Here is a 22,317-nt window from a genome sequence, read left to right on the forward strand (position 1 = left end):
TTAAAGAAATACCGGGTGGGGCAATTGCCGGCACGGTTGATACCTTAAAGGCGGGGAATCGCGATATAAAAGTTACGGGCGTTGTTACTTCCATGTTTGCTACTGTTGATGTAATAAAGAAAGCGATAGCCATGAATGCCAACTTTATTATAGCACACGAACCCACGTTTTATAACCATGCCGATGAAACTGCCTGGCTGGAAAATGATGAGGTGTATCAATATAAAGCTAAACTGCTTAAAGATAATAATATAGCTGTTTGGCGCAATCATGATTATGTACACAGCCTGGCCGTTGATGGTGTTGCCAAAACGCTGGCGCAGCAATTGGGCTGGCTGCAAAATGGCTTTGCAAAAAATGGCTTTTATAAGTTAAACGCGACTTTAACACTAAGGCAACTGATAGCGCATGCCAAACAAAAACTGGGTATTGATATGCTGCGCTACAATGGCGATCTGGCGCAACCCTGTAAAAAGGTATTATTGCTCCCCGGTGCATGGGGCGGGAAAAACCAGATACAGGCAATAAGCCGGTTGAAACCCGATGTGGTGCTTTGCGGCGAAATATCTGAATGGGAAACCGCCGAGTATATAGGCGATGCCCGTGCAGCCGGCAACAAAATTGCGCTGGTACTACTGGGCCATATTGCCAGCGAAGAACCGGGATCGGCATTTATGCTGAAATGGTTGCAGGAGAAAGTGCCGGCCGTAAAGGCCACACATATACCAAGCGGAAATTCGCTTGAATTTATTTAATTGCCTGATAATTTGCTGGTTGTGGAAAAATATATAATGTCACACAAGTGAGACATATGACACACTATTGTGACAAATGTCTCATTTGTGTGACATGGTAATTTTATTAAAGTGTTGACTGTTAGTTATTTATGTGTTTTTTGATGGTGTTCAAGCTTGTTTCAGCGTGTTCATACATTTTAAAAATTGAACACCCTGAAACGCGGCCTTTTTAATGACCGGCATAGTGGTTCATCGCCTCAAAAATTTCTTCTTTGGTACAAATATTATCAATATTAAACTGGCCGATACGGTCTAACAGCGTACAGTTTATTTTCCCGTCGATGTTCTTTTTATCCTTCAGCATAATGCTGTAAATATTTTCGTACGCTTCGTGCTTTAATTTATAATGCGGGTACAGGCCGTTTATCACGGTCTCTATCTCGGCAAGTTCGGCGTCGCTAAGGCCTGTACGCTTATTGGCAATGTAAGCCTCGCAGATCATACCGATGGCAATGGCTTCGCCGTGGGTAAGCGGGTTGCGGTCGTTAGTTAAGCTCCATGTTTCAATAGCGTGGCCAATGGTATGCCCAAAGTTTAAGCTTTTGCGTATGTTTTGCTCGGTAGGGTCTTCCAGCACCACCTTGTTCTTTAATATAACTGAGGCATGTATCAGTTCGGCAGGCGGGTGGGTAAGATCGGCCGCTTTTAACTGGTTCCAGTATGCGGCATCCAGTATCAATCCGTGCTTAAGCATTTCGGCCAGTCCCGATAGCATTTGCCGCTCGGGCAGGGTGCTTAAAAAATCGTAATCAATAAATACAGCTTTAGGTTGGGTAAAGGTGCCGATGATGTTTTTCACGCTATCTACATCTATCCCGGTTTTACCACCAACCGAAGCATCCACCTGCGAAAGCAGGGTAGTAGGCACCTGCACAAAGTCTATCCCTCGCTTATAGGTTGATGCCGCGAAACCACCCATATCGGTAATTACGCCACCACCCAAATTGATCATAAGGGCTTTGCGGTCGGCGCCAAAGTCTATCAGCATTTTCCAAACGCCAATGCAAAAATCAATGTTCTTGCATTCTTCGCCGGCGCTTACCTCTATCAGGTCGTGGTTATCAATATGGCTTATTTTTTCCTGCAGTTTAGGGAAACAATGCACGCTGGTGTGTTCATCGCACAAAACAAAAAAACGTGAGTATTTGCCCTGCTCAATAAATTTTACCAGTTCATCAAGGCTGTTCTCAAAATAAATAGGGTAGCCGTCGCTGTATATTGTATTCATATAGTTATATCACTTTGATCTGCTCGCCTCTGAACTCCACTATATCGCCACGGCGCACTTTAAGGCGTTTACGGTAGTCAACCTCGCCGTTATATTTTACTTCGCCCTCGGTTACCACAATTTGTGCTTCGCCACCGGTTTGCACCAGGTTGGTGGCCTTTAATAGTTGTATAAGCGGAATAAACTCGCCGCGTAATTCAAAATCGATCATCGTTGCGCAAAAATAAACTATTGCCGCAATAATGAGTTATGTTGTTGCATTTTATACATTTGTAAGTATATATGACCTCATACACCACCAACGGGAGCAGCAAGCCCGCCGGTGAACTATCTTTTGAAAATACAGAGGTAGCTTTCCGGCATGCGTCAAATTCTGACTTGAAAAGAGCCTACTGGCTTTTTCGTATCATCAATATTAATTTCCTGGTTAGGATAGGTCCGCCTATAACCAATTTTGCCATCAACATTGGCTTGCCCATAAAAGGCATCATTAAGGCTACCATTTTTAAGCATTTTTGCGGCGGCGAAACTATTGAAGAATGTACCGGTACCATCAAAAACCTGGATAGCGGCGGTGTGGGTACCATACTTGATTATTCGGTAGAAGGAGAGGACGAAGAGCATATTTTTGATAACACCCGCGACGAGATCATCCGCACCATTAACCGCGCAACAGGCGATAAGGCTATTCCTATAACGGTATTTAAAGTAACCGGCGTGGGCCGCTTTGGCCTGCTTGAAAAGCTGGACGAAGGTGTTATGCTTACTGTTGACGAACACGCAGAATGGGAAAAAGTACAGCAGCGCGTACTGGATATTTGCCAAAAGGCTTATAACGAAGGCGTGCCTGTAATGATAGATGCCGAAGAAAGCTGGATACAGGATACTATTGATAAACTGGCGCTGGGTATGATGCGCAGGTTTAACCGCGAAAAGATCATTATATATAACACCTACCAATTATACCGCCATGATAAGCTGGCCTCGCTAAAGGCCGACCATACCTTAGCCGTTGCCGAGGGGTTTATACTGGGTGCTAAAATTGTACGCGGCGCCTATATGGAAAAAGAGCGTAAACGCGCCGAAGAACGCGGCTACCAATCGCCCATACAACCTGATAAGGCAGCAACCGATAAAGATTATGATGCCGCGGTAGATTATGCTGTACAGCACGTGGATACATTAGCGATAGTAGCAGGCACGCATAACGAGGCCAGCTGCCGCCTGCTTGCCGATCTGCTCGATCAGTATAAGATAGACCATCGCCACCCTAATGTATATTTCTCGCAACTTTTGGGCATGAGCGATAACCTGAGCTTTAACCTGGCCAACGCCGGCTACAACGTAGCTAAGTATGTACCTTACGGACCCATAAAAGCCGTATTGCCATACCTGTTTCGCCGGGCGCAGGAAAACACCGCCATAGCCGGCCAAATGAGCCGCGAGCTGAGCCTGATCGTTAAAGAAAAAAAACGCCGTAAGTTGTAGTGCTGTTATAACAGGCCGTTCCGGTTAAAATACGCTTGTATGGTATCCGGGGCGGTCATTAAAAAGGTTTGTATACCCAGCGCTTTTGCCCCTTCCAAATGCTGCGGACTATCATCAATAAATAAAGTCTCTTCGGGGTCTAAGCCATTTTCCTGTAACACCTGCTCAAAAATGGCGCGCTCGGGTTTACGCTTGCCGGTAAAGTGCGAGTAATAAGTTTTTTCGAAAAGATGATCATTGCCGTCGAAACCAAAATCAGTTTTCAGGTAATCCATAATATGATCGTAATGGATGGCATTGATATTACTGAGCAAAAACGTGCGGTATTTATCCTTAAGTTTTAACAAAAGCTCGTGGTTCCCGTCGGCAATTCCGAGCAGCATACTGTTCCAGGCGGTGTTTATTTGCTCATCGGTGATGGTATTATTGCCGCTAAGCTCCCTTATACGGTCGCGAAAAGCGGCGGCAGAGATCTCGCCACGGTCAAAAGCATCAAAAATAGTGTCCTGCTTTAAATGCCCGAAAAAATCATCAGAGTTGCTGATACCCAGCGCTGTCCATGCCTGCTGCGCCCGTACAAAATCAATACTGAAGATCACATTGCCGTAATCGAAGATAATATTTTTAATATTTTTCATTTTAAGCTTTTGTTAATTGAGCACAAATATGTAATATTGCGCTCCCAAAATCAACAAGATTTTGACCGCGCCTATAGCTCAGTCGGTTAGAGTAGAAGACTCATAATCTTTTGGTCCCTGGTTCGAGCCCAGGTGGGCGCACAAAAGTGGGCAAGCATGATTTTATATCGCTTGCCCTTCTTTTTTTTGTAACTTATTGCTGATCTGATGTATAACTCAGGACACTCCGTTGCCCCGAGCGTTTCGATAATACAAATTTTCAATTAAAATTTTTCGGGGAACATCGAATCAAATATCATTTTTATGCCCTTAAAATCTTCAATATTTAATAATTCAGTTATTATGAATATTACCAGTATTGAAATGATATTGTAAAAGCTATTCGGATAGTAATTTTCTAACCTTTTTTAAACGGGATATTATTATCATGACGATAAGGCGCCCAGTAGTTTCTCTGGTCGCGCTTAAAACCGTATTTTCTTTTGGGTGTTGGGCGCGGATGTGGTAGCGGATCTTGCATACGCAATTCCCAGGCCAGCAAGTCGTGCATCAATTCAGCCTGTTTTTGGGCGTGTTCTTTTTGCCCGTAAAGATTATTTACCTCTACCGGGTCGGTTTTAAGATCATAAAGCTGGCCATCGCCCTGCATATCTGTAATTAATTTCCAATCACCCTTACGTAGCAAACGCAGCGTACCGCTTTGACTCCACGTATTCAATTCGTCAAACTCGGTTCTGCCTTTGGTGAGGGTTCCATCCTGCGTATAGGGGTCATATTGCTGAATATTGGTAACATGTAAGCCTCCGAAACCTTGCTGTGCAATAATGCTCTCAAACTCCGCTTCCGGATATGCTTTTCCGCTTAGCAACGGCCAAAGACTGCGGCCCTGTACGCCTTCGGGTATGGCGGCCCCCAGCATATCGCAAATAGTAGGCATAATGTCTACGTTAGAAACATGAGCCGTGTGCGCTTCTTTTTTGCCTGTTATTTTCGGCCCGTGCCATATCATAGGTATACGCGCAAGGCAATCGGGTGCCTCTACACCCTTTTTGATCATGCCGTATTCACCTACAAAATCGCCATGATCTGCCACAAAAATAATTACTGTATTATCAGCCAGTTTTTGTTCTTCTAAAAAACCAACGAAACGCTTTAACTGATCATCTATCAGCCGTAACATGCCGTAATAATTACTGCGGATGCGTGGAATATTTTTCTCGTAATTAGGGTAGCCCATTTCCATCAGTTGCTTTTGCACATGCCACTTTTTGCTTTTTTTTGCCAGGCTATCTCCTCCGGCCTGCAGCGGGGGCAGCTTATGCGGCGGAAACATTGAATAATAAGGCTCAGACACCTGGTAGGGGTTATGTGGTTCGGGAATTGACATGTATAGGAAGAATGGCTTTCCGTTGTTTTGCGAAACATCGCCTATCCATTTAACCGAGTCGTCAACAATACGCGAAGGCTGCTGCATTGATGCCGGGATAGGAGCAGGTTTAGGATCAAAATAAAAGTTGGTACTTTCCAGGTAATCGTTTACTTTTTTCACTTCCGCGCTTACCTGGCCCATTTCCGCTAAGTGGTTATATTCTACCCAATGATCAAAATGAGATCTATTTAAATACGTGTGGTTTTTGCCTATCAGTGCAGTGGTATAGCCGTTTGCTTTTACCACATCTACCAGGTCGGCCTTGTAATTAACATCCTGAATGTTCCAGTTAGAGCGGACCCGCGTAGCGCTGGGGAACCGACCGGTCATCATAGACGTGCGACTGGGTACACAGGCCGGCGCTGCACAGTATGACCTGTTGAACCAGGTACTCCGTTCGGCCAAACTGTCTAAGAATGGGGTAGTATCCAACGCAAATCCCTCACGCTTACAGGCGTCAGCCCGTAATTGGTCGGCAATGATCAGTACAATATTAGGTTTGCCATTAGGTTGTGTACCTTTCAACAATGACGCATCGGGCAGATGGTCGTTTTTAGATGCTCCGGCTTTTACTCCGGCAGGAACCAAACCGGCCATGGCAAGTGTACCCAGATGCTGCAGCGCTTCTTTTCGACTTATTTTTTTCGACATATTGTTATAAGCTTGTGATGTTAATTTTCGTTATTTTCAAATTTTGAACCTTTGATGAGGTTGATGAATGGTAAAGCCTCTACCCGGGTATACCATTCGCCATACTTTTTGATCATTGATGCAACAAGATCTTTGTGTTGCGCGGCAACGTCATTAAGTTCCCACCGGTCTGTTTTTATATTATACAGCTCCCATTCGGTGGTACGCGGCGTTTTTTTCCAACCCCAGTTCATAAAATATTTAAAGTCGCCCTCATAACGCGATACCAGTTTCCAATCGCCAAAACGGATGGCCCGGTTGCCCTCATGCTCCCAATATAAGGTACGCTCGTTATTTTTTGTAGTGCCGTTTATTGCAGATAACAGGCTCTGACCTTCTAAATTGGGATATTTATCTTTTGAATAGTCGCCCGCAGCATCTATACAGGTAGGCACCAGGTCAATAATATGACCAATATTATTCTTTTCTATGGCGCCCTTACGAGAATTGGCTAAACCGGCGGGCCAATGAAAAATAAAAGGAGTAGAGATACCGCCCTCGTGCACAAAGTGTTTATACATTTTGAATGGTGTATTGCTGAGGTTGGCCCAGGGCAAACCATAGGCTACGTAAGAGCCTGGTGTGCCAGGTATGTTTGCATCGTTTTTGCCTATTGCTTCTGCACAGGCGCCGTTATCTTGCAAAAACATAATAATGGTATTCTCGTAAATACCTTCTGCTTTCAGCTTTGCAACAAGCCTGCCTATGTTTTGGTCCATATTGTCTATCTGGGCAGCATATACCGACATTTGCAGATCCCAGTCGTCCTGGTCATGGTTGGGTGATGTTACCGGGTGATATCCCGGGAACGCATCTGCCTTTGGATACGATGTCCATGCAGGTAGCGCCGGATCTTTGATCTTTTTACGGTCAATAGCCTGTATCAAACCTATGCTGTTCAATTTCTTTATCTTATCGGCTTGCAGGGCATCCCAGCCTTTCATAAACTTACCGCGGTATTTAGCAATATCCTGGGGCTTTGCATGCAAAGGCCAATGCGCCGAATTAAAAGCCAGGTACATAAAAAACGGTTTTTGTTGTTGCTTGGCATAATCAATGTCAGCAATTGCTTCATCGCCTTCTGTATCGGTGAGGTAATCGCCGGGTTTAGTTTGCGGTTTAACAACCTTGCCATCAATATATATCTGACTGGGGTTCCAGTAATCAACCTTGGCCATTTGCGTCCAGGCTTTTTCAAATCCCTTATCCATCGGCATGGTACGGTTGGGTACATTGCCTACATGCCATTTACCTACCTGCATAGTGGTGTAGCCAACCACCTTCATGTAGTCGGCTACGGTTTTTACTTCTTTACGTATATGACCCTGGTAGGCCTCGGTTTTACCCAGTTTTTCTGTCATATAGCCAATTCCTGCCTGCTGCGCATATAAGCCGGTAAGCAAAGATGCGCGGGTAGGGCAGCAACGCGCGCCGTTATAGAACTGAGTGAACCGAATACCACCGGCCGCCAATTCATCAAGGTTTGGTGTGTTTATCAGGCCGCCATAGCACCCTATGTCAGAGAAACCCATATCGTCGGCCAGAATAAGGATAATATTAGGCTGCTTTTTAGCCGGCTGCGCCAGGGCTGATTGATGCCCCCAGCCCGCCAGTATGCCTGAGAATATGCTGAGGGTAGAGATGATTTTTAATTTATTCATAAGTTAATATAATTATATGCAGTTGTATAACCTTAATTTTTCCGGCTGCCTACCAGCCAGGGTTTTGTGTAAGTTTAGGGTTAACGGCCATTTGGTTTGCCGGGATGGGCCACAGCAAGTATTTTGCATTATAGGGTATGATATTGGTTGCTTCGGTAGCACCGCCGGCCCAGGCATTTGCCACGACTTTGGGTAAACCGGGTGTAAGTGAAGGCAGGAAAGTACTAAACTGATATTCGTACATACTTTTCCCGGTATTTCTATAACGCATTCTTATCAAATCGAAAAAGCGATTAAATTCGGCTACAAATTCCAGGCCACGCTCATCAAATATTTTTAGCCTGAGATCTTCTTTTGTACCTGCTGATACCGGAGTAACATCGGCAGGAGTGAGGCGTGGTGTGCCGTTTGCTTGCCGCGCACGGGCGCGCACCGCGTTAAATGCTGCAAGGGCTACCGCAGACGGACCGTTCAATTCATTTTCTGCTTCTGCTTTGATTAGGTAAACCTCCGATAGCCGGAGCAGGAACAGGTCATTCTCATGCCCGAAGGTTGACAGGCCGGCTCCGTCAACATATTTAACGATAAAAGCCTGCGCCTCCTTGGTGTCGGCAGCTACAAAAGGAAGCGGGTAAGCAACGTGACGTTTATTGGTTGCATCGATCCAAACGGAAAGAAAGGTTTTTTCGACCCGGTAATCATTCTGATAATCTCCTTTATTATAATATTCAAAAAACCAGGGCTGAACACGCACAAAGCCATTGCCGGCGCGTGTAGGCAAACCGGTTGAATTTGGATACGTAGCCGGTAATAAGTGAGCCGGATAATAAGCGCCTTCGCCGGATAGGGTAAGATCTGCCGGGTCGCGCATGTGCGGAATACCGAAAATTACCTCTGCATAACTTGCTTTTTCTTTGCTTACATCCCATAAAGCGCCGTAATCTGCAATAAGCTGGTATTGACCTGATGAGATCACTTCGCCGGCGTTATCCCTGGCTTTTTCATAATATGCGGCTGATTCTGACGACCTGCTGTGCAGATCAAGATAATTGGCATAGGTTAAATAAGCCTTGGCCAGGTAGCCTTGTGCAGCCCCTTTTGTAGCCCTATAAAACTCGGCAGCCGGTTGTGTTGTACGTGTGGGTAAATTGGTAACTGCATCGGCCAGGTCTGAAAATATAAGCGCATAAACTTCATCTACTGATGCACGCGGCTGGTAAAAGTCAGAACCCGCATCAACTGATGCGGTTACCAGCGGCACCCCGCCGTACAACTGAACCAGGTTAAAATAGCAAAACGCGCGAATAAAATGGGCTTCAGCAATCATTTTTGCTTTATAGTCCGCATCGGGATCTAACTTGTTAATATTATCGATGATACCATGCACATCCCTGATGGTTGCAAAAAAATTGACATATACACTGTTAACAAACGGTGTACCCGAGTTGATGAGCGCTTTACGACCCCAGTTACCGGCTTCAAAAGCTGCTATTGATGACAGGTCATCGGCATAAGGATGCAGCGCCCAGGTGATATCACGGTTAAAACCAGGGGTTGCATTTAAGTGCGTATACACGCCTATCATGGCAAACTCCAGGTCTGAGCGTGATTTAATGGCGTTAACCGGCGTAGCCTGATCATATATGGTTTCATCAAGCTTACAGGCGCCGAACAGTTGCAACATAATTATGATGCTAATATATTTTAATGCTTTCATTTTCTTGTTTAGAATTTAATATTTATACCTGCAGTGAATGTTTTGCTTTGCGGGTAGGTACCATTATCTACACCCTGCGACAGGCCGCTACCATAATCAGCATTTACCTCCGGGTCGTAACCTGTATATTTGGTAAAGGTGAGCAGGTTGGTTGCGGTCACAAAAACGGTAGCATTGCTTATTATGTGTATTTTCTTAACAGGCAGGGTGTAACCAAGTGTTACGTTCTTTAGCCTTACGTACGAACCATCTTCCACAATAAAGTCAGAAAAACGGGTATTGAAATAAGCTGCAACGGAACGGGCCCTTGGATAGGTATTGCTGGTACCGGTGCCTGTCCACCGGCCGTCATAGGCTTCCTGGCTAACATTATAATTGTTACCTGATAGTGCATCCAGGCGGTAACGGTTCAGGTTGATGATATCGTTACCGATTGAACCCTGAAAGAAAAAAGAGAACGTGAATTTTTTGTAAGCCAGGTTATTTGTCCACCCGAAGATATATTGCGGGTTGGGGTTACCGATGATCTGGCGGTCATCAGCTGTAATGGTATTATCTCCGTTCAGGTCAACAAATCTGTAATCGCCGGGCTTGGCGCTGGCTGCCTCGGGCCCGGCAGCCACTTCTTCGGCCGTTTGATAAATGCCGTTGATACGATAGCCGTAAAAGGAGCCTACCGGGTTACCTAATCTGGCAATATGCAGGGGCTGGTTAAGCTGGCTTCCGGCAGAGAGGTAGTTAGGGCCAAAGATGTTTCCATTATCTCCCAACCTGCCCAAACTAAGCATCTTATTTCGGTTGAAGGAGATATTACCTGTCATGGTCCACGTGAGCGGCCGGTTTATTACCCTGGCAGTAAAATCAAATTCCAGGCCCCGGTTCTCAACACTGCCCGAATTGGTGAGGTAAGTGGAGAAACCAGTATTAGCCGGAATAGGCAAACTTATCAATAGATCATTGGTAACTTTACGGTATGCTTCTACGGTAAACTGTAAACGGTCATCAAATAAAGAAATATCCGTACCAATATTCAGCGCTTTGGTAACTTCCCAGCCAAGTACTGGGTTGGCTATGTTATTTTGCGTGTAGCCTTTTACAATTGCGCCATTGATAACATACGCGTCGGTACCAAGCGTAGATTGTGTGCCACCAACGGCAATGTTCTGGTTGCCCGACAAGCCATAACTTACCCGCAATTTCATTGAACTGATGGCCTTGATATTATCTTTAAAGAATTTTTCTTCACTTATCTTCCATGCAAAGGCGCCCGATGGAAAGAATGACCATTTATGCCCTTGTGCGAGGCGGGTTGAACCATCAGCGCGGCCGCTGAATGTAAGCAGGTATCTGTCGTTAAAAGAATAGTTGATACGCCCCAGGTATGATCCCAGCGCCCATTGCTGGTGCTGGGTAGTGGTAGTACCCGGTGATTTGGCCGATTGAAAATTCTCATAATTAAGGTTATCATTAGGAAAACCTGAAGCAGATGTTCCCATACCTTTTTGATCCCACTTTTGCCAGGTGTAACCAGCTACCGCGTCTATGGCGTGTTTTGCAAATTTCTCTGCGTAGTTGAGTGTAAACTCCGTGAGGTAGTTGAACCTTCCGCTTTGCGCGCGGAAGGCATAACCATTGAACTGGTTGCCGGTAAAGGTGCCCAGCGGGCTGTAACTTTGTCTTAATGATGACGTATTGTACGCGCCGATATTGGCTCGTGCTGTCAATGCTTTGGTCAGTTTCAGATCGGCCGTCAGGTTGCTCGAAACCAGGTTGGTCTCTGTAACATCTTTCAGCAGGTTAACAACAGTAATGGGGTTATCTACAACCGTTTGGTCAGATTCGCCATCTGTTGTTGTACCGTTATTAAGCGGTTTGAAGAATAAGGCGCCCGATATGGCGTTAGATGATACCAGCCCTGTTTGTCCGGAGTTGAGACCAAGCCTCGAGGTTGCCTTTGAGGCATTCATACTAAGCTTTACGTTTAGAGCCGATGAAACCTTGCGGTCGTAATTAAACCTTACACTGCCGCGTTTGTAGTTAGAATTGGTAACAATACCGTTAATGCCGGCATAATCAGCACCCAGGTAGTATTGGCCCTTATCATCACCGCCGGATGCCGCAACCTGGTAAGTGTTGGATGTAGCCGTACGATAGATCTGATCTTGCCAATAGTTATTAACGCCCAGTAAACCTGGCAAAACATCAGATTTATAGATCGAATCAATGCCGTCATTCAAAGCACCTTCATTGGCGTAATTGATAAAATCACTTGTGTTGAGCACAGCCAGCTTTCTGCGAATGTTGGATACATCTGTACGATAGCTCAAACTCACCTGATCTTTACCTTTTTTGCCGCGTTTGGTTGTGATGATCACTACACCATTTGCCCCGCGCGAACCGTAAATAGCGGTAGAAGATGCGTCCTTTAACACTTCTACCGATTCAATGTCATTAGGGTTTAACGCAGCCAGCGGGTTAACACCGGGTTGCTGACCTATGTCGGCCGAAGCGCCCAGAGTTAGGTTGCCATTCCCCAGGTCAATAGGGTAACCATCCAAAATGATCAGCGGCTGGTTTGAACCGAGGGAATTGCCGCCACGAACCACGAAACTCAACCCGGCACCCGGAGCGCCGGAACTTGACGTGATCTGTACACCTGACACCTTACCTTGCAATGCCTGGTCAATAGAGGTTACGGGTGTTTTATCAACATCCTTGGCAGAAAACCTGGCTACTGAACCGGTAAGGTCGCTCTTCCGTATCTTACCGTAACCAATGGCCACTACTTCATCCAAAGCAATGGCTGCACTGGCCAGGGTTACCCTGCCTATATTTTTTGAGGCGATGGTTACTTCCCTGGTTTGGTAGCCAACAAAAGAAAAAACCAGCACGTCGCCAATGGCTGCTTTGATGGTAAATTTGCCATCTTTATCTGATTGTGCTGCCGTCCCGCTGTTTTTTGCTTTCACGGTCACACCCGGCATCGTCTCACCGTTTTCGTCGGTAATTACACCGGTAATTTCTTCTGCTACGTGCCGCAATCCGTAAGTTGCAACATGGGCCGGCCGGCCGTGTACCGCAGGCAGCACACCCGTAAGCAACAGTAAGAGCAAGCATGCTTTTTTAAAATAGTAAAGTTTTTTGTTCATATAATTAATAATTGGTTCTAATGTATTTTCCGGTTCAACGGAAGGCCATAATTGGATGGGCAATACTAATTATCACCTTAAAATTGGCTAAGTACCATTGTTAAATAATGAAGTACAAAAGTTAAACAGGGGGTGTATCGCCTTAAATTTTCTGATTGTTATAAAAGAAATGCAGAACTTGTCCCATCATTGTCACCAGGCATGAAGAAAAGCTTTACACTTACTCTTTTACTCGCATTCATTACACAGCTGTCTGCTTTTACACAAAGCATGAGCTTCAGGAAGATCACCGCAGATAACGGGCTTACCTGCAATACCGTTTTTACCATTGCGCAAGACCCCAAAGGTTTTGTGTGGTTTGGCACCCGCGAAGGCCTTGACCGCTATGACGGCCATACGGTAAAAAATTATGAGATAAATAATCCCTTACCGGGTATACCGCTAAGCCGTATCAATTGCCTGTTTACCTTTAGGGATACCTTTTATGCCGGCACCAGCAACGGGCTTTACCAATACGACCCGGTTAAGGACAGCGTTATCGCCAGCACTCAGTTCAATGCCCGCGTAAATGTGCTTGCTATGGCCTCTACCGGCAAGGATCTCTTCATCGGCACCGGGGCCGGACTTTACAGAATAGGGGAGCTGCGGCAGTTGCTTGGCCCAGGCTTTAAAAGCAAACCGGTAACAGCTATTGCCGCGCTTTCCCAAGCATGTTTGCTTGTAGCATGCGGCAATTCGTTATTGATTATGAAAGAAAATGGCCGGGTTTTACAACAGCTTAGCCTATTACCGGAAGCGCGGCATGAGCGCGAAACCATCTATTTTTCTATTGTTAAGCAGGGTAGGTACTATTGGATAGGCAGTAACGATGGCTTGCTGCGGTTTGACCAGCAAAACCAGGTACTTACACGCGTGCCTTTTACTGATAAGGAAAACACAGAAAGCAATGTAGTGCGTGCAGTGCGCTCCGGCCCAAAAGGGCAACTGGTGCTGGGTACAGAGAACGGACTTTATCTTTTTGAACCGAAGACTGGCAAATCCACGCACTATTCTCACTCCCTGAGCAATGATCCGCAAAGCCTGAATGACAAGGCCATATATGCCGCTTTTACCTCCAACGATGGATCGATATGGCTGGGTACCTATTTTGGCGGCATCAACTATGTGCCTTCTATAGTGTACGGTTTCAGAAATTTGTTGCCCGGACAAGGCAGTCAGCAACTGAATGGTAAAGCCATTAGCCAACTTATGGAGGATGAGAACAAACAGATATGGATAGGCACCGAAGACGGCGGTATATCCATCTATGACCCGGCGAAACAGTATTTTGAACATATAAGCACGCGCACAAAACCTTTTTACCTGTCTGTAAATAACGTTCACGCTATTTATCACGATGGTTCGGGAAGTATCTGGGCAGGAACTTTTTTGGGCGGCCTGCACCGGTTTAATAAGCGAACTAATACAACTACCATTTACAGGCACCGGGCTAACAGTAAGAATACCTTATCAAATGATCATATTTATACCATTTATCGTGATAGCCGTAAGATATTGTGAGTGGGCACCCAGCGCGGGCTCAATGTTTTTAACTATGAGAAGAATGAATTCAGCGAGTTTAAGCCCGAAATATTTGGTCATGAGTTTATTTACGATATGCTGGAAGATGCCGATCGGGAACTTTGGTTCTGTACCAACAGAAACGGGATCATCAGATATTCGCCCCAATCAGGCCGTATCATCCGCTACCAGTCAAAAGGGGCGCCGGGAGAACTTTCAAGCAACCAGGTAGTGAGTGTTTGCCGGGACGATGCCGGCAAGCTATGGTTTGGTACCATAGGCGGCGGCGTTTGTATTTTTAACAAGGCCAGCGGAAAATTCACCGTTTTTAATAAGAAAAATGGGTTGCCAAGCAATAACGTATATGGTATACTTGAAGATAAACAACAAAAAATGTGGTTCTCCACCAATCATGGGCTAACATGCTACAACCAGCGCCAAAATACATTTATCAATTTTGATATCAGGTCCGGCCTGCCAAGTAACCAGTTCAATTTCCGGTCGGCACTGAAAGCAAAGGACGGAACCTTTTATTTTGGCAGTATAAACGGTGTCTGCATATTCGATCCCCTATCTATTCGCCCGGAGCAGGGTGATAACCCGGTCCGGTTCACAGAGTTTCAACTTTTTAATCAAACAGTTCGCCCCAGTGCAAACGGCTTACTAAAGCGCCGTTTGGATGATGTTGGCGAGATAAATTTAAGGTACCAGCAGAATGTATTTTCCATAGGATATACTACGCTTAACTATAGTAACGTACGCGAAAATAATTATGCTTATTACCTTGAGGGTTTTGAACAACGCTGGAATGTGGTGAAAAATAAATACATGGTCACTTATACCAACCTTTCTCCTGGGCGGTATGTGTTCCATTTAAAAGCGCTTGATATTGCCGGGAAAGCCGTTAATCCTGAACGAACGCTGGTCGTCCATGTTGCGCCGCCTTTTTATTTGAGCAGAACAGCATTTGTGCTATACCTATTATTAATAGGTTTAGCCATTTGGGGGTATGCGCGTTTTTTAAGGTTTATGAACCAAAAGGATATGCAATTGCTGGAAGAGCGTAAAGAGAAAGAGAAAACCGCGGCGATCAATCAGCACCGGCTCAACTTCTTTACCTTTATTTCGCACGAGTTTAAAACCCCGCTTACCCTCATCATTGCCTCGGTAGAGAAGTTTATGAGTGCAGATAGCAGGGAGCTAAGGCAAAATTCCGAACTTCCTATTATCAAGGGAAACGCCAATCGCCTGTTTAATATGGTGCAGCAACTCATGGAGTTCCGTAAAATAGAAACAGATCATGCCGGGATCACCTTAACGCTGCAGGATCTTTCAACGTTCGTAAAAAACACTCTTCTATCCTTTGAAACACTGGCCGCCAACAAGCAAATAACGCTGCATTATACCGCTGCAACTAATTCATATCAATGTTATTTTGACCCGGATAAGGTGGAGAAGATCGTATTTAACATCGTATCAAATGCCATAAAATTTACCGGTGAAGGCACCATCGAGGTTGGCTTGACAGTAAACGCGGTATCGTTAAAGCAAACTGAAGCAGTACTTACCATCAGTGACTCGGGCACCGGTATGCAGCAACAGGAACTTGATCAGTTGTTTGAACCTTTTCAAACCAGTCAGCAAACTAACGGTGGCAGCGGCATTGGAATGGCGCTGGTAAAAAGCCTGGTTGATATGATGAGCGGTAAAATTGAGGCGATAAGCCGACCCGGAGCAGGGACAACTATTCATGTCAGTTTCCCGGTGTATACTGAACCCGGTCAGGAAAAACAGGTGATAGGTACCGAGCCCATAACCACTACCGAACAGTTGTATACTACTCAGGCTACCCCAACCAGTAAGCGAGAACATTCTGTACTTATTGTTGAGGATAATAAGGAACTATTGCTTTTTCTTACCCGGCACTTGTCTGCCAATTATATGGTCATTCAGGCTGCTAACGGGGCAACCGGTTTAAACCAGGTTGCCAAATATATTCCCGACCTCGTAATCAGCGATGTGAAGATGCCGGTAATGAGCGGTTTGGAATTTTGCCTGAACGTAAAAAAAGATAGCCGGTATAACCATATACCTGTGATATTGCTTTCAGACCAAAGCCATGAAGATAACCGGATAGCAGGCCTTGATGTAGGTGCCGATCTGTATCTGGCAAAACCTTTCAGCCTGAAAGAGCTTGACCGGCTGATAGCAAATATGATTGTTTCGCGGGGAAATTTACGGGGACATTTACTGGACACAAGCCACCTTGGAGAAGAAAAAAAGCCAAGAAATAACCGCGACCAGCAATTTATGGTTAACCTGAATGCTGTGCTTGAAAAGCACTATGCCAATACCCGGTTCAGCATTGAAAAAATGGCTGAAGAAATGAATATGAGCCGTACGCTGCTTCATCTTAATTTAAAAAAGCTGATGGGGCAGAGCGCTACGCAGGTGTTGAATAGTTACCGCCTGAAAAAAGCCATTACCCTGCTAAAGAACGGACTGCCCATTATAGAGGTTGCTTATGATTGCGGCTATTCCGATGCCAATTATTTCAGTCGCATGTTTAAAAAACATTATGAGGTAAGCCCCGGCGCTTTCAGAGCATCAGCCGACAGGCCCGATCCGGAAAATAAAAATATCTGACGAGCCGTAACCATATCAGGATGACTGATAATAACGGGCACTTTAACAAACGTACTTCATTATTTAACATGCGTGAGGCGGTAAATATTCGCTAACAGCGATTATTGTGCCGATGATTTGGCAACGATATACTTTACTTTTTTTTTGCACTTTTTTGCTGTTGATTAGTGCTGACGCTCAAGACATAGGGCGCGAAACGGAGATACTTTGGGATAGTGAAAATCCTGTTAAAATTGCAGATGGCAACTATGGCCGCGTAAAAGAATTAACGAACGGAACCCTAAGCGCGGTTTACTCCAGAGGCGGCAATGCGTATATTAAATTTAGCGATAATGGCGGTAATACCTGGCATAACGAGCGCCTTGTTTTTGAAGGTACAACCGAATATAGTTTTGCTAATACCGAACTTATTGAACTGGCTGATGGTGCGCTGGTAATGGGCGTGAACAGGCGGGTAAAACCTGCTTTTACCGGAAAACAATTCACTTATGCTATTATAGTTAAACGCAGCACAGATGGCGGTAGATCATGGTCTTCCCCGCAGCTTATTTACCAGGCAGGTAATACCAATGGCACCGGTTGCTGGGAGCCTGCGTTTTTACAGCTTCCCGGCGGCGAATTGCAATGTTATTTTGCTAATGAAAAGCCCTATCCCGAAACAAATGAGCAGGAAATATCCCTGCTGCGTTCTTTTGATGGCGGTAAAACATGGACCAAGGCCAGCGAGACCGTCAGCTTTGCAAAAAAGGGTAGGGATGGTATGCCGGTACCGGTTCTTGATGCGCGGCAGAGAATGATACTGGTTGCGATAGAGGAAAACCATGGCGGCGTACATGTTTTACAGCCTGTTATCATCAAAACACCTCTTAATGACAATTGGAAAGGCGGTTTTGTAGGTGATGGTGATCCGCGACGGATACACGTAATACCTGATATGCCCGCAGAACAATATGCAGGAGCTCCTTACCTGGTATTGTCAGCTTCGGGCATGCCGCTCATCAGCTACCAGGACCGGAAGGGTCGGACCGCTAAAAAAGAACTCTTGAAGGTACGTACGCTTAACAGCGAATTGCTTGCAAGCGGTAACGAAAGTACCCCTTTGCCAACAGATGTACAAAATTCGACACAATGGAACGCGCTGACCGTTTTGCGGAACGGCACGCTGCTGGCCATTACATCAACCACGGCTCACAAAGGTGGTCTGTACCTTATTAAAGGACGCATTTTAAAAAAATAACCATATAACTACTTTCTTAACATGAAAAGAAACAGCTACATGCTTTTCATTCTGGCAATGATAGGCACATTGCCTGCGTACGCGCAATGGGCGATCAAACCAGGTAAACTAACCACCGAATGGGCCTTAAAGGTAAGCCCCGCGAATACATGGCAGCAATATCCGCGGCCTCAGTTACAACGGGAACACTGGCTGAACCTGAATGGCCTTTGGGAATACATTGTTCAGGCAAAAAATTTACCCGCCCCGGTCAAATACGAGGGCAAAATACTTGTGCCCTTTTGTATCGAATCTTCACTCTCGGGTGTAGCTAAATCTTTCGGGCCCGAAGACCGCTTATATTACAAACGCACTTTTGTAGTACCCAAAAACTGGGGTAATCGTAATGTATTACTCAATTTCGACGCGGTAGACTGGTCAGCAGCCGTGTGGGTAAACGGTGCTTATGTTGGTTCACATAAAGGCGGTTATGACCGTTTTACATTTGACATCACACCATACCTGTCAAATTCGGGCAGCAATGAAGTATTGGTAGCGGTAGATGACCCTACAAGTACCGGCACGCAAGCACGCGGAAAACAGCAATTGCCGCAACAGGGAATATGGTATACGCCCGTCAGCGGAATTTGGCAAACAGTTTGGCTGGAGGCCGTGCCGAAACAAGGCTGGCTAAGCGAATTGCGTATTACGCCGGATGTAGATCGTAATACTGTGCAGATCATCCCGCTCAGTAATCAGCCATTACGTCCATCTTATCAGGTAAGTATTAAGGTTTCTACAGCCGGTAAAATCATCGCCGAAGGCAAAACTGAGGTTAATAAAGAAAGCGTTATTGCGCTTGCCAAGCCCCACCTATGGTCTCCCAATGATCCGTTTTTGTACGATTTAACCCTGACACTCACAGACAGCAGCGGACAGGTGGTAGATGTAATAAAGAGCTATTTCGGGATGCGGAAGATAAGTTTGGGCATGGTAAATGGCATCCAGCAGATCATGCTGAATAATAAACCGGTGTTTCAGTATGGCACCCTTGACCAGGGGTGGTGGCCGGATGGTCTTCACACGCCCCCGTCTGAAGAAGCGATGGCTTTCGATATCATTAAAACCAAAGAAATGGGCTTCAACATGATCCGTAAACATATTAAGGTTGAGCCAGATCGCTGGTATTACGATTGCGACAGGTTGGGAATGCTGGTTTGGCAGGATATGCCTTCGGGGATGGGTATCGATACCAATAACGGAGGCAAAAAGCCTATCCACCTGCAACACCTTGCTAAAGATGAGCCTGATCTGAACCGGGAATCCGAAAGCACTGCTCAATTTGAATGGGAATTAAGGCGCATGATAGATCAGCATTACAACTCGCCAAGCATTGTTACCTGGGTGCCCTTAAACGAAGGCTGGGGGCAGTATGCTACAGAACGTATAGCCAACACCGTAAAGGCGCTTGACCCAACCAGGCTTACCGACGCCATTAGTGGCTGGTCACTCCGTCCGGCCGGAGATCTCACCGATCTGCATACCTATCAGCCCACACTTGATATTCCTCCCGCCGGTAAAGAACGGGCCGCGGTGATAGGCGAGTTTGGAGGCATTGGCTGGCCTGTAAAAGGGCACTTGTGGAACCCGGCAATGCGAAACTGGGGTTATCAAACCTACCAAACCCAGGCAGAGCTTTTAAAACACTATAAACTAAAATTTGCGCAGATACTCAATATGAAAAAAAATAAGGGTCTTTCGGCCGCGGTGTATACCCAAACTATTGATGTAGAAGGGGAGGTGAACGGATTGATCACTTATGACCGAAAAGTTATGAAGATACCGGCAACGGTTCTAAAAGACCTGCATAATCAATTACAGCTTGAATAATTAAGTCATAAACCAATAAAACCAATTATTATGAGAAATGCTAAACTGTTATTGAACGGCACGCTGTTCGCGGCCTTTTTGATCTTCACAAATGGGTGTAAAAAAACAGGGGGCGCTGCTGATGATGAGCCCGTCCGGAAAGTATCTACCAATGCGGTAGTCCCGGTAACACTTGCTATAGATTACAGCGCACCTGCCGGTTATCCCAGTGCAAGCATGCTTCGCGGCTATATACTTCGCGACGTTATTGCTTTAAAGAATACCAATATTATGAATGATTTGGCTGGATACAATGCGTTGGGGTGTAAACTGGTTTGTTTACCACGCGACCTTAATCAATTCAACGCAGCTTACACAGGCAGCAATTATTATAAAAGCTATCGTTCTATAGGACCGGCATACTTTGGCGGCGAACCGCAACCGGAGGAGTTCAGAACTGTTGGCGGCGTTTTAAGCGTGTCGGTAAATCCCAATTTCCTGAGTATTTGCAATGAGGCGAAAAACCAAAATCTGCGCATGATCATACAGGCCGCTGGTACTCCGGTGCAGGGAAACAATGATGGGTCGGTTACGCAACTCTTCCCGCTTGATGCAACCAGGCAGTTTCATCAGTCGGCGAGGTTTTACGCGTTGCCTGCCCCGGCAAGTTATAACGCCGCGGCTGATGCCGTTTACTTGTGGATGAAGGCGATCAAAGACGGTACAAACGCCAATAATATTATTTGGGCAGGTCACCAGGAACCCAGCCATACCGTTGGGTACCCTAATGGTGTGCAAACGCCGGCAGGTACAGAAGATAATATAGACGATTACGCTTTGGCTTTTAAGCCTCTGGCGCAAAAGATAAAGAACGGAGCCATAGGTTCGGTTGCGGGTATTCAACTGAATCAGGACCAAGCAGGTTACGCACGGGCAACCGCTGCATTGCATAACAATGGTGTTCCTATTGATCTGTTCTCTATCCAGAATTATAAGGGAGAGAAAAATCAGGTTGTTATTGACGAAGCGGTTGCCCGGCTAAATGCTCATTCTTCTACTGCCGGAAAAAAGCTGATATTTAACCGTTATGACTTTGACGCAGGCATAAGTGATCCTACGCTCCGTTATAATTCATCGGCCGGAATGACCCAGTTCCTGAAAAACGAACTGGTAATTTTAAACAAAGCCGATAAACTGACCGGGTACTGCCTGTTCACCGGGGCCTATGGCAAACCCATGATGAATGCTGTGATGAAATTCCTCAACACCCAGCCGGTAACCAGGCGTAATATTACCGGCATTGCCAGCGGCGTTAATGCCTGGTGTACTGCCGATGGAAACGGCATGTATATGGCTTTATGGAATTCGGCTGCTGACGCAAGGACGATCACCGTCAACCTCAGTAACTTTCCCGCGGCCTACGGAGGATATGTGATGAATATCAGAAAAGCTTCCGGCACCACGCTTGCAAATTACCCAACGGCCACATGGACGCCGGCCACGAACGGACAGATAGGCAATATCTCCCTTGAGCCTAATGAATTTGTTCTTATCCAGCTAAATGCAAGCGGAACGTCAACCGCTTCGATCGCCGCTAATCAGAAGGCGCAATCCTGATCGGGGATAACCGAGATGAAACGTTAAAATAAAGTCCTTGCCTGGGTTTAACAGGCAAGGACTTTAAGGGTTATTAATTAAGCAGGATGTTCTGCTTCCTTTTAATATCACTTTATTGAAAGGCTACATCCTGATACTGTTTATAATTGTGTAAGTCAGCATTATTTTTTTCGATCGTATTTACAGATTATTTTTTACACGCAAAAGTGTTACCTAAAACTTATTGATGTCATCTTTATCAATCCCGGTAAAGCCAGTCTGTTCTATTGTTTCTATAATTTCTTCCAATTGGCTTTGTAAAAGCCTGACCTTTTCGGTGAGATGAATGATGATGTCTTTTCTCCCGGTTGTATTTTGCCACCGGCCAATATAGCCTTCATTTTCTAATTGGTTTAGCGCCTGCGCCAACTCCTCGCCAAACATGTTTAAATGTTGTGAAAGTTGCGCCACAGATGAATCTCCGCCAGATAGAAAAAGGGCCAATATCACCTGATAATTATCGTTAATTTCTGTATTCGCTAAAGCGATTAAGAATACCCGGTTAAGCGAATGAAATGTACCGATCAAAAGCAGACTCAGATAATTGCCGAGATCCATGGTAATCGATCGTCT

Annotated in this window: 15 protein-coding genes and 1 tRNA gene; 8 read left to right on the plus strand and 8 right to left on the minus strand. The window is 45.5% G+C overall.

Translation table 11 applies throughout. From position 1 onward, the window contains the following. Positions 1 to 755: Nif3-like dinuclear metal center hexameric protein (locus AAGC65_RS14755; RefSeq protein ID WP_343113227.1), on the plus strand; the 755-nt coding region annotated here is incomplete at its 5' end. A gap of 211 nt (positions 756 to 966) precedes the next feature. Here the strand turns inward: AAGC65_RS14755 and aroB are convergent. Both aroB and AAGC65_RS14765 read right to left on the minus strand, forming a co-directional pair. Continuing rightward, positions 967 to 2,025: a 3-dehydroquinate synthase gene (gene aroB / locus AAGC65_RS14760; RefSeq protein WP_343113228.1), complete on the minus strand. Its 1,059-nt coding sequence runs from the start codon at positions 2,023 to 2,025 to the stop codon at positions 967 to 969. A gap of 4 nt (positions 2,026 to 2,029) precedes the next feature. Beyond that, complete coding sequence (locus AAGC65_RS14765) at positions 2,030 to 2,236, minus strand: RNA-binding S4 domain-containing protein (RefSeq protein WP_343113229.1); 207 nt, start codon at positions 2,234 to 2,236, stop codon at positions 2,030 to 2,032. Positions 2,237 to 2,307: 71 nt separating this feature from the next. On the opposite strand from AAGC65_RS14765, the gene AAGC65_RS14770 reads away from it, so the two are divergent. Then, on the plus strand, positions 2,308 to 3,513 hold the full coding sequence (locus tag AAGC65_RS14770) for a proline dehydrogenase family protein (RefSeq protein WP_343113230.1): 1,206 nt from the start codon (positions 2,308 to 2,310) through the stop codon (positions 3,511 to 3,513). A gap of 5 nt (positions 3,514 to 3,518) precedes the next feature. On the opposite strand, the gene AAGC65_RS14775 is transcribed toward AAGC65_RS14770, so the two are convergent. After that, positions 3,519 to 4,151, minus strand: a complete 633-nt coding sequence (locus AAGC65_RS14775; protein WP_343113231.1) for an HAD family phosphatase — start codon at positions 4,149 to 4,151, stop codon at positions 3,519 to 3,521. A 67-nt stretch (positions 4,152 to 4,218) separates the two neighbouring features. On the opposite strand from AAGC65_RS14775, the gene AAGC65_RS14780 reads away from it, so the two are divergent. After that, positions 4,219 to 4,292 (plus strand) — tRNA-Ile (locus tag AAGC65_RS14780). Between the two features lie 256 nt (positions 4,293 to 4,548). Here the strand turns inward: AAGC65_RS14780 and AAGC65_RS14785 are convergent. The 4 genes from AAGC65_RS14785 to AAGC65_RS14800 are packed head-to-tail and all read right to left on the minus strand — an operon-like array spanning position 4,549 to position 12,797. Continuing rightward, entirely contained in the window at positions 4,549 to 6,231 is a 1,683-nt protein-coding gene (locus AAGC65_RS14785; protein ID WP_343113232.1) for a sulfatase-like hydrolase/transferase, read from the minus strand. Positions 6,232 to 6,251: 20 nt separating this feature from the next. Beyond that, positions 6,252 to 7,931 (minus strand): arylsulfatase, encoded by a 1,680-nt coding sequence (locus tag AAGC65_RS14790; protein ID WP_343113233.1) that lies wholly within the window; start codon positions 7,929 to 7,931, stop codon positions 6,252 to 6,254. A gap of 49 nt (positions 7,932 to 7,980) precedes the next feature. Then, the gene (locus AAGC65_RS14795; protein WP_343113234.1) at positions 7,981 to 9,615 is read right to left on the minus strand and encodes a RagB/SusD family nutrient uptake outer membrane protein; all 1,635 of its coding nucleotides are present in this window, start codon (positions 9,613 to 9,615) and stop codon (positions 7,981 to 7,983) included. A gap of 41 nt (positions 9,616 to 9,656) precedes the next feature. Beyond that, complete coding sequence (locus AAGC65_RS14800) at positions 9,657 to 12,797, minus strand: TonB-dependent receptor (protein WP_343113235.1); 3,141 nt, start codon at positions 12,795 to 12,797, stop codon at positions 9,657 to 9,659. Between the two features lie 201 nt (positions 12,798 to 12,998). On the opposite strand from AAGC65_RS14800, the gene AAGC65_RS14805 reads away from it, so the two are divergent. From AAGC65_RS14805 to AAGC65_RS14825, 5 genes are all read left to right on the plus strand, one after another. Then, positions 12,999 to 14,357, plus strand: coding sequence for a two-component regulator propeller domain-containing protein (locus AAGC65_RS14805; RefSeq protein WP_343113236.1), 1,359 nt, complete (start codon positions 12,999 to 13,001; stop codon positions 14,355 to 14,357). Next, on the plus strand, positions 14,358 to 17,003 hold the full coding sequence (locus tag AAGC65_RS14810; protein WP_343113237.1) for an ATP-binding protein: 2,646 nt from the start codon (positions 14,358 to 14,360) through the stop codon (positions 17,001 to 17,003). A 154-nt stretch (positions 17,004 to 17,157) separates the two neighbouring features. Next, complete coding sequence (locus AAGC65_RS14815) at positions 17,158 to 18,240, plus strand: exo-alpha-sialidase (protein ID WP_343113238.1); 1,083 nt, start codon at positions 17,158 to 17,160, stop codon at positions 18,238 to 18,240. Between the two features lie 21 nt (positions 18,241 to 18,261). Next, positions 18,262 to 20,109 carry a sugar-binding domain-containing protein gene (locus AAGC65_RS14820; RefSeq protein ID WP_343113239.1) on the plus strand — a complete coding sequence of 616 codons (1,848 nt, stop codon included), beginning with the start codon at positions 18,262 to 18,264 and terminating at the stop codon, positions 20,107 to 20,109. Positions 20,110 to 20,139: 30 nt separating this feature from the next. After that, positions 20,140 to 21,705, plus strand: coding sequence for a hypothetical protein (locus AAGC65_RS14825; protein WP_343113240.1), 1,566 nt, complete (start codon positions 20,140 to 20,142; stop codon positions 21,703 to 21,705). A gap of 213 nt (positions 21,706 to 21,918) precedes the next feature. On the opposite strand, the gene AAGC65_RS14830 is transcribed toward AAGC65_RS14825, so the two are convergent. Next, positions 21,919 to 22,302, minus strand: coding sequence for a hypothetical protein (locus tag AAGC65_RS14830; protein WP_343113241.1), 384 nt, complete (start codon positions 22,300 to 22,302; stop codon positions 21,919 to 21,921). Positions 22,303 to 22,317 lie beyond the last annotated feature (15 nt).

Source organism: Mucilaginibacter sp., assembly GCF_039207105.1.
Classification (GTDB): domain Bacteria; phylum Bacteroidota; class Bacteroidia; order Sphingobacteriales; family Sphingobacteriaceae; genus Mucilaginibacter.

What these genes read in the sequence shown, in the direction of transcription:
- AAGC65_RS14800 (WP_343113235.1), bottom strand. Translation starts at nt 12,797, where the DNA reads ATGAACAAAAAACTTTACTATTTTAAAAAAGCATGCTTGCTCTTACTG.
- AAGC65_RS14775 (WP_343113231.1), bottom strand. Translation starts at nt 4,151, where the DNA reads ATGAAAAATATTAAAAATATTATCTTCGATTACGGCAATGTGATCTTC.
- AAGC65_RS14795 (WP_343113234.1), bottom strand. Translation starts at nt 9,615, where the DNA reads ATGTTGCAACTGTTCGGCGCCTGTAAGCTTGATGAAACCATATATGAT.
- aroB (WP_343113228.1), bottom strand. Translation starts at nt 2,025, where the DNA reads ATGAATACAATATACAGCGACGGCTACCCTATTTATTTTGAGAACAGC.
- AAGC65_RS14790 (WP_343113233.1), bottom strand. Translation starts at nt 7,931, where the DNA reads ATGAATAAATTAAAAATCATCTCTACCCTCAGCATATTCTCAGGCATA.
- AAGC65_RS14805 (WP_343113236.1), top strand. Translation starts at nt 12,999, where the DNA reads ATGAAGAAAAGCTTTACACTTACTCTTTTACTCGCATTCATTACACAG.
- AAGC65_RS14785 (WP_343113232.1), bottom strand. Translation starts at nt 6,231, where the DNA reads ATGTCGAAAAAAATAAGTCGAAAAGAAGCGCTGCAGCATCTGGGTACA.
- AAGC65_RS14820 (WP_343113239.1), top strand. Translation starts at nt 18,262, where the DNA reads ATGAAAAGAAACAGCTACATGCTTTTCATTCTGGCAATGATAGGCACA.
- AAGC65_RS14825 (WP_343113240.1), top strand. Translation starts at nt 20,140, where the DNA reads ATGAGAAATGCTAAACTGTTATTGAACGGCACGCTGTTCGCGGCCTTT.
- AAGC65_RS14765 (WP_343113229.1), bottom strand. Translation starts at nt 2,236, where the DNA reads ATGATCGATTTTGAATTACGCGGCGAGTTTATTCCGCTTATACAACTA.
- AAGC65_RS14830 (WP_343113241.1), bottom strand. Translation starts at nt 22,302, where the DNA reads ATGGATCTCGGCAATTATCTGAGTCTGCTTTTGATCGGTACATTTCAT.
- AAGC65_RS14770 (WP_343113230.1), top strand. Translation starts at nt 2,308, where the DNA reads ATGACCTCATACACCACCAACGGGAGCAGCAAGCCCGCCGGTGAACTA.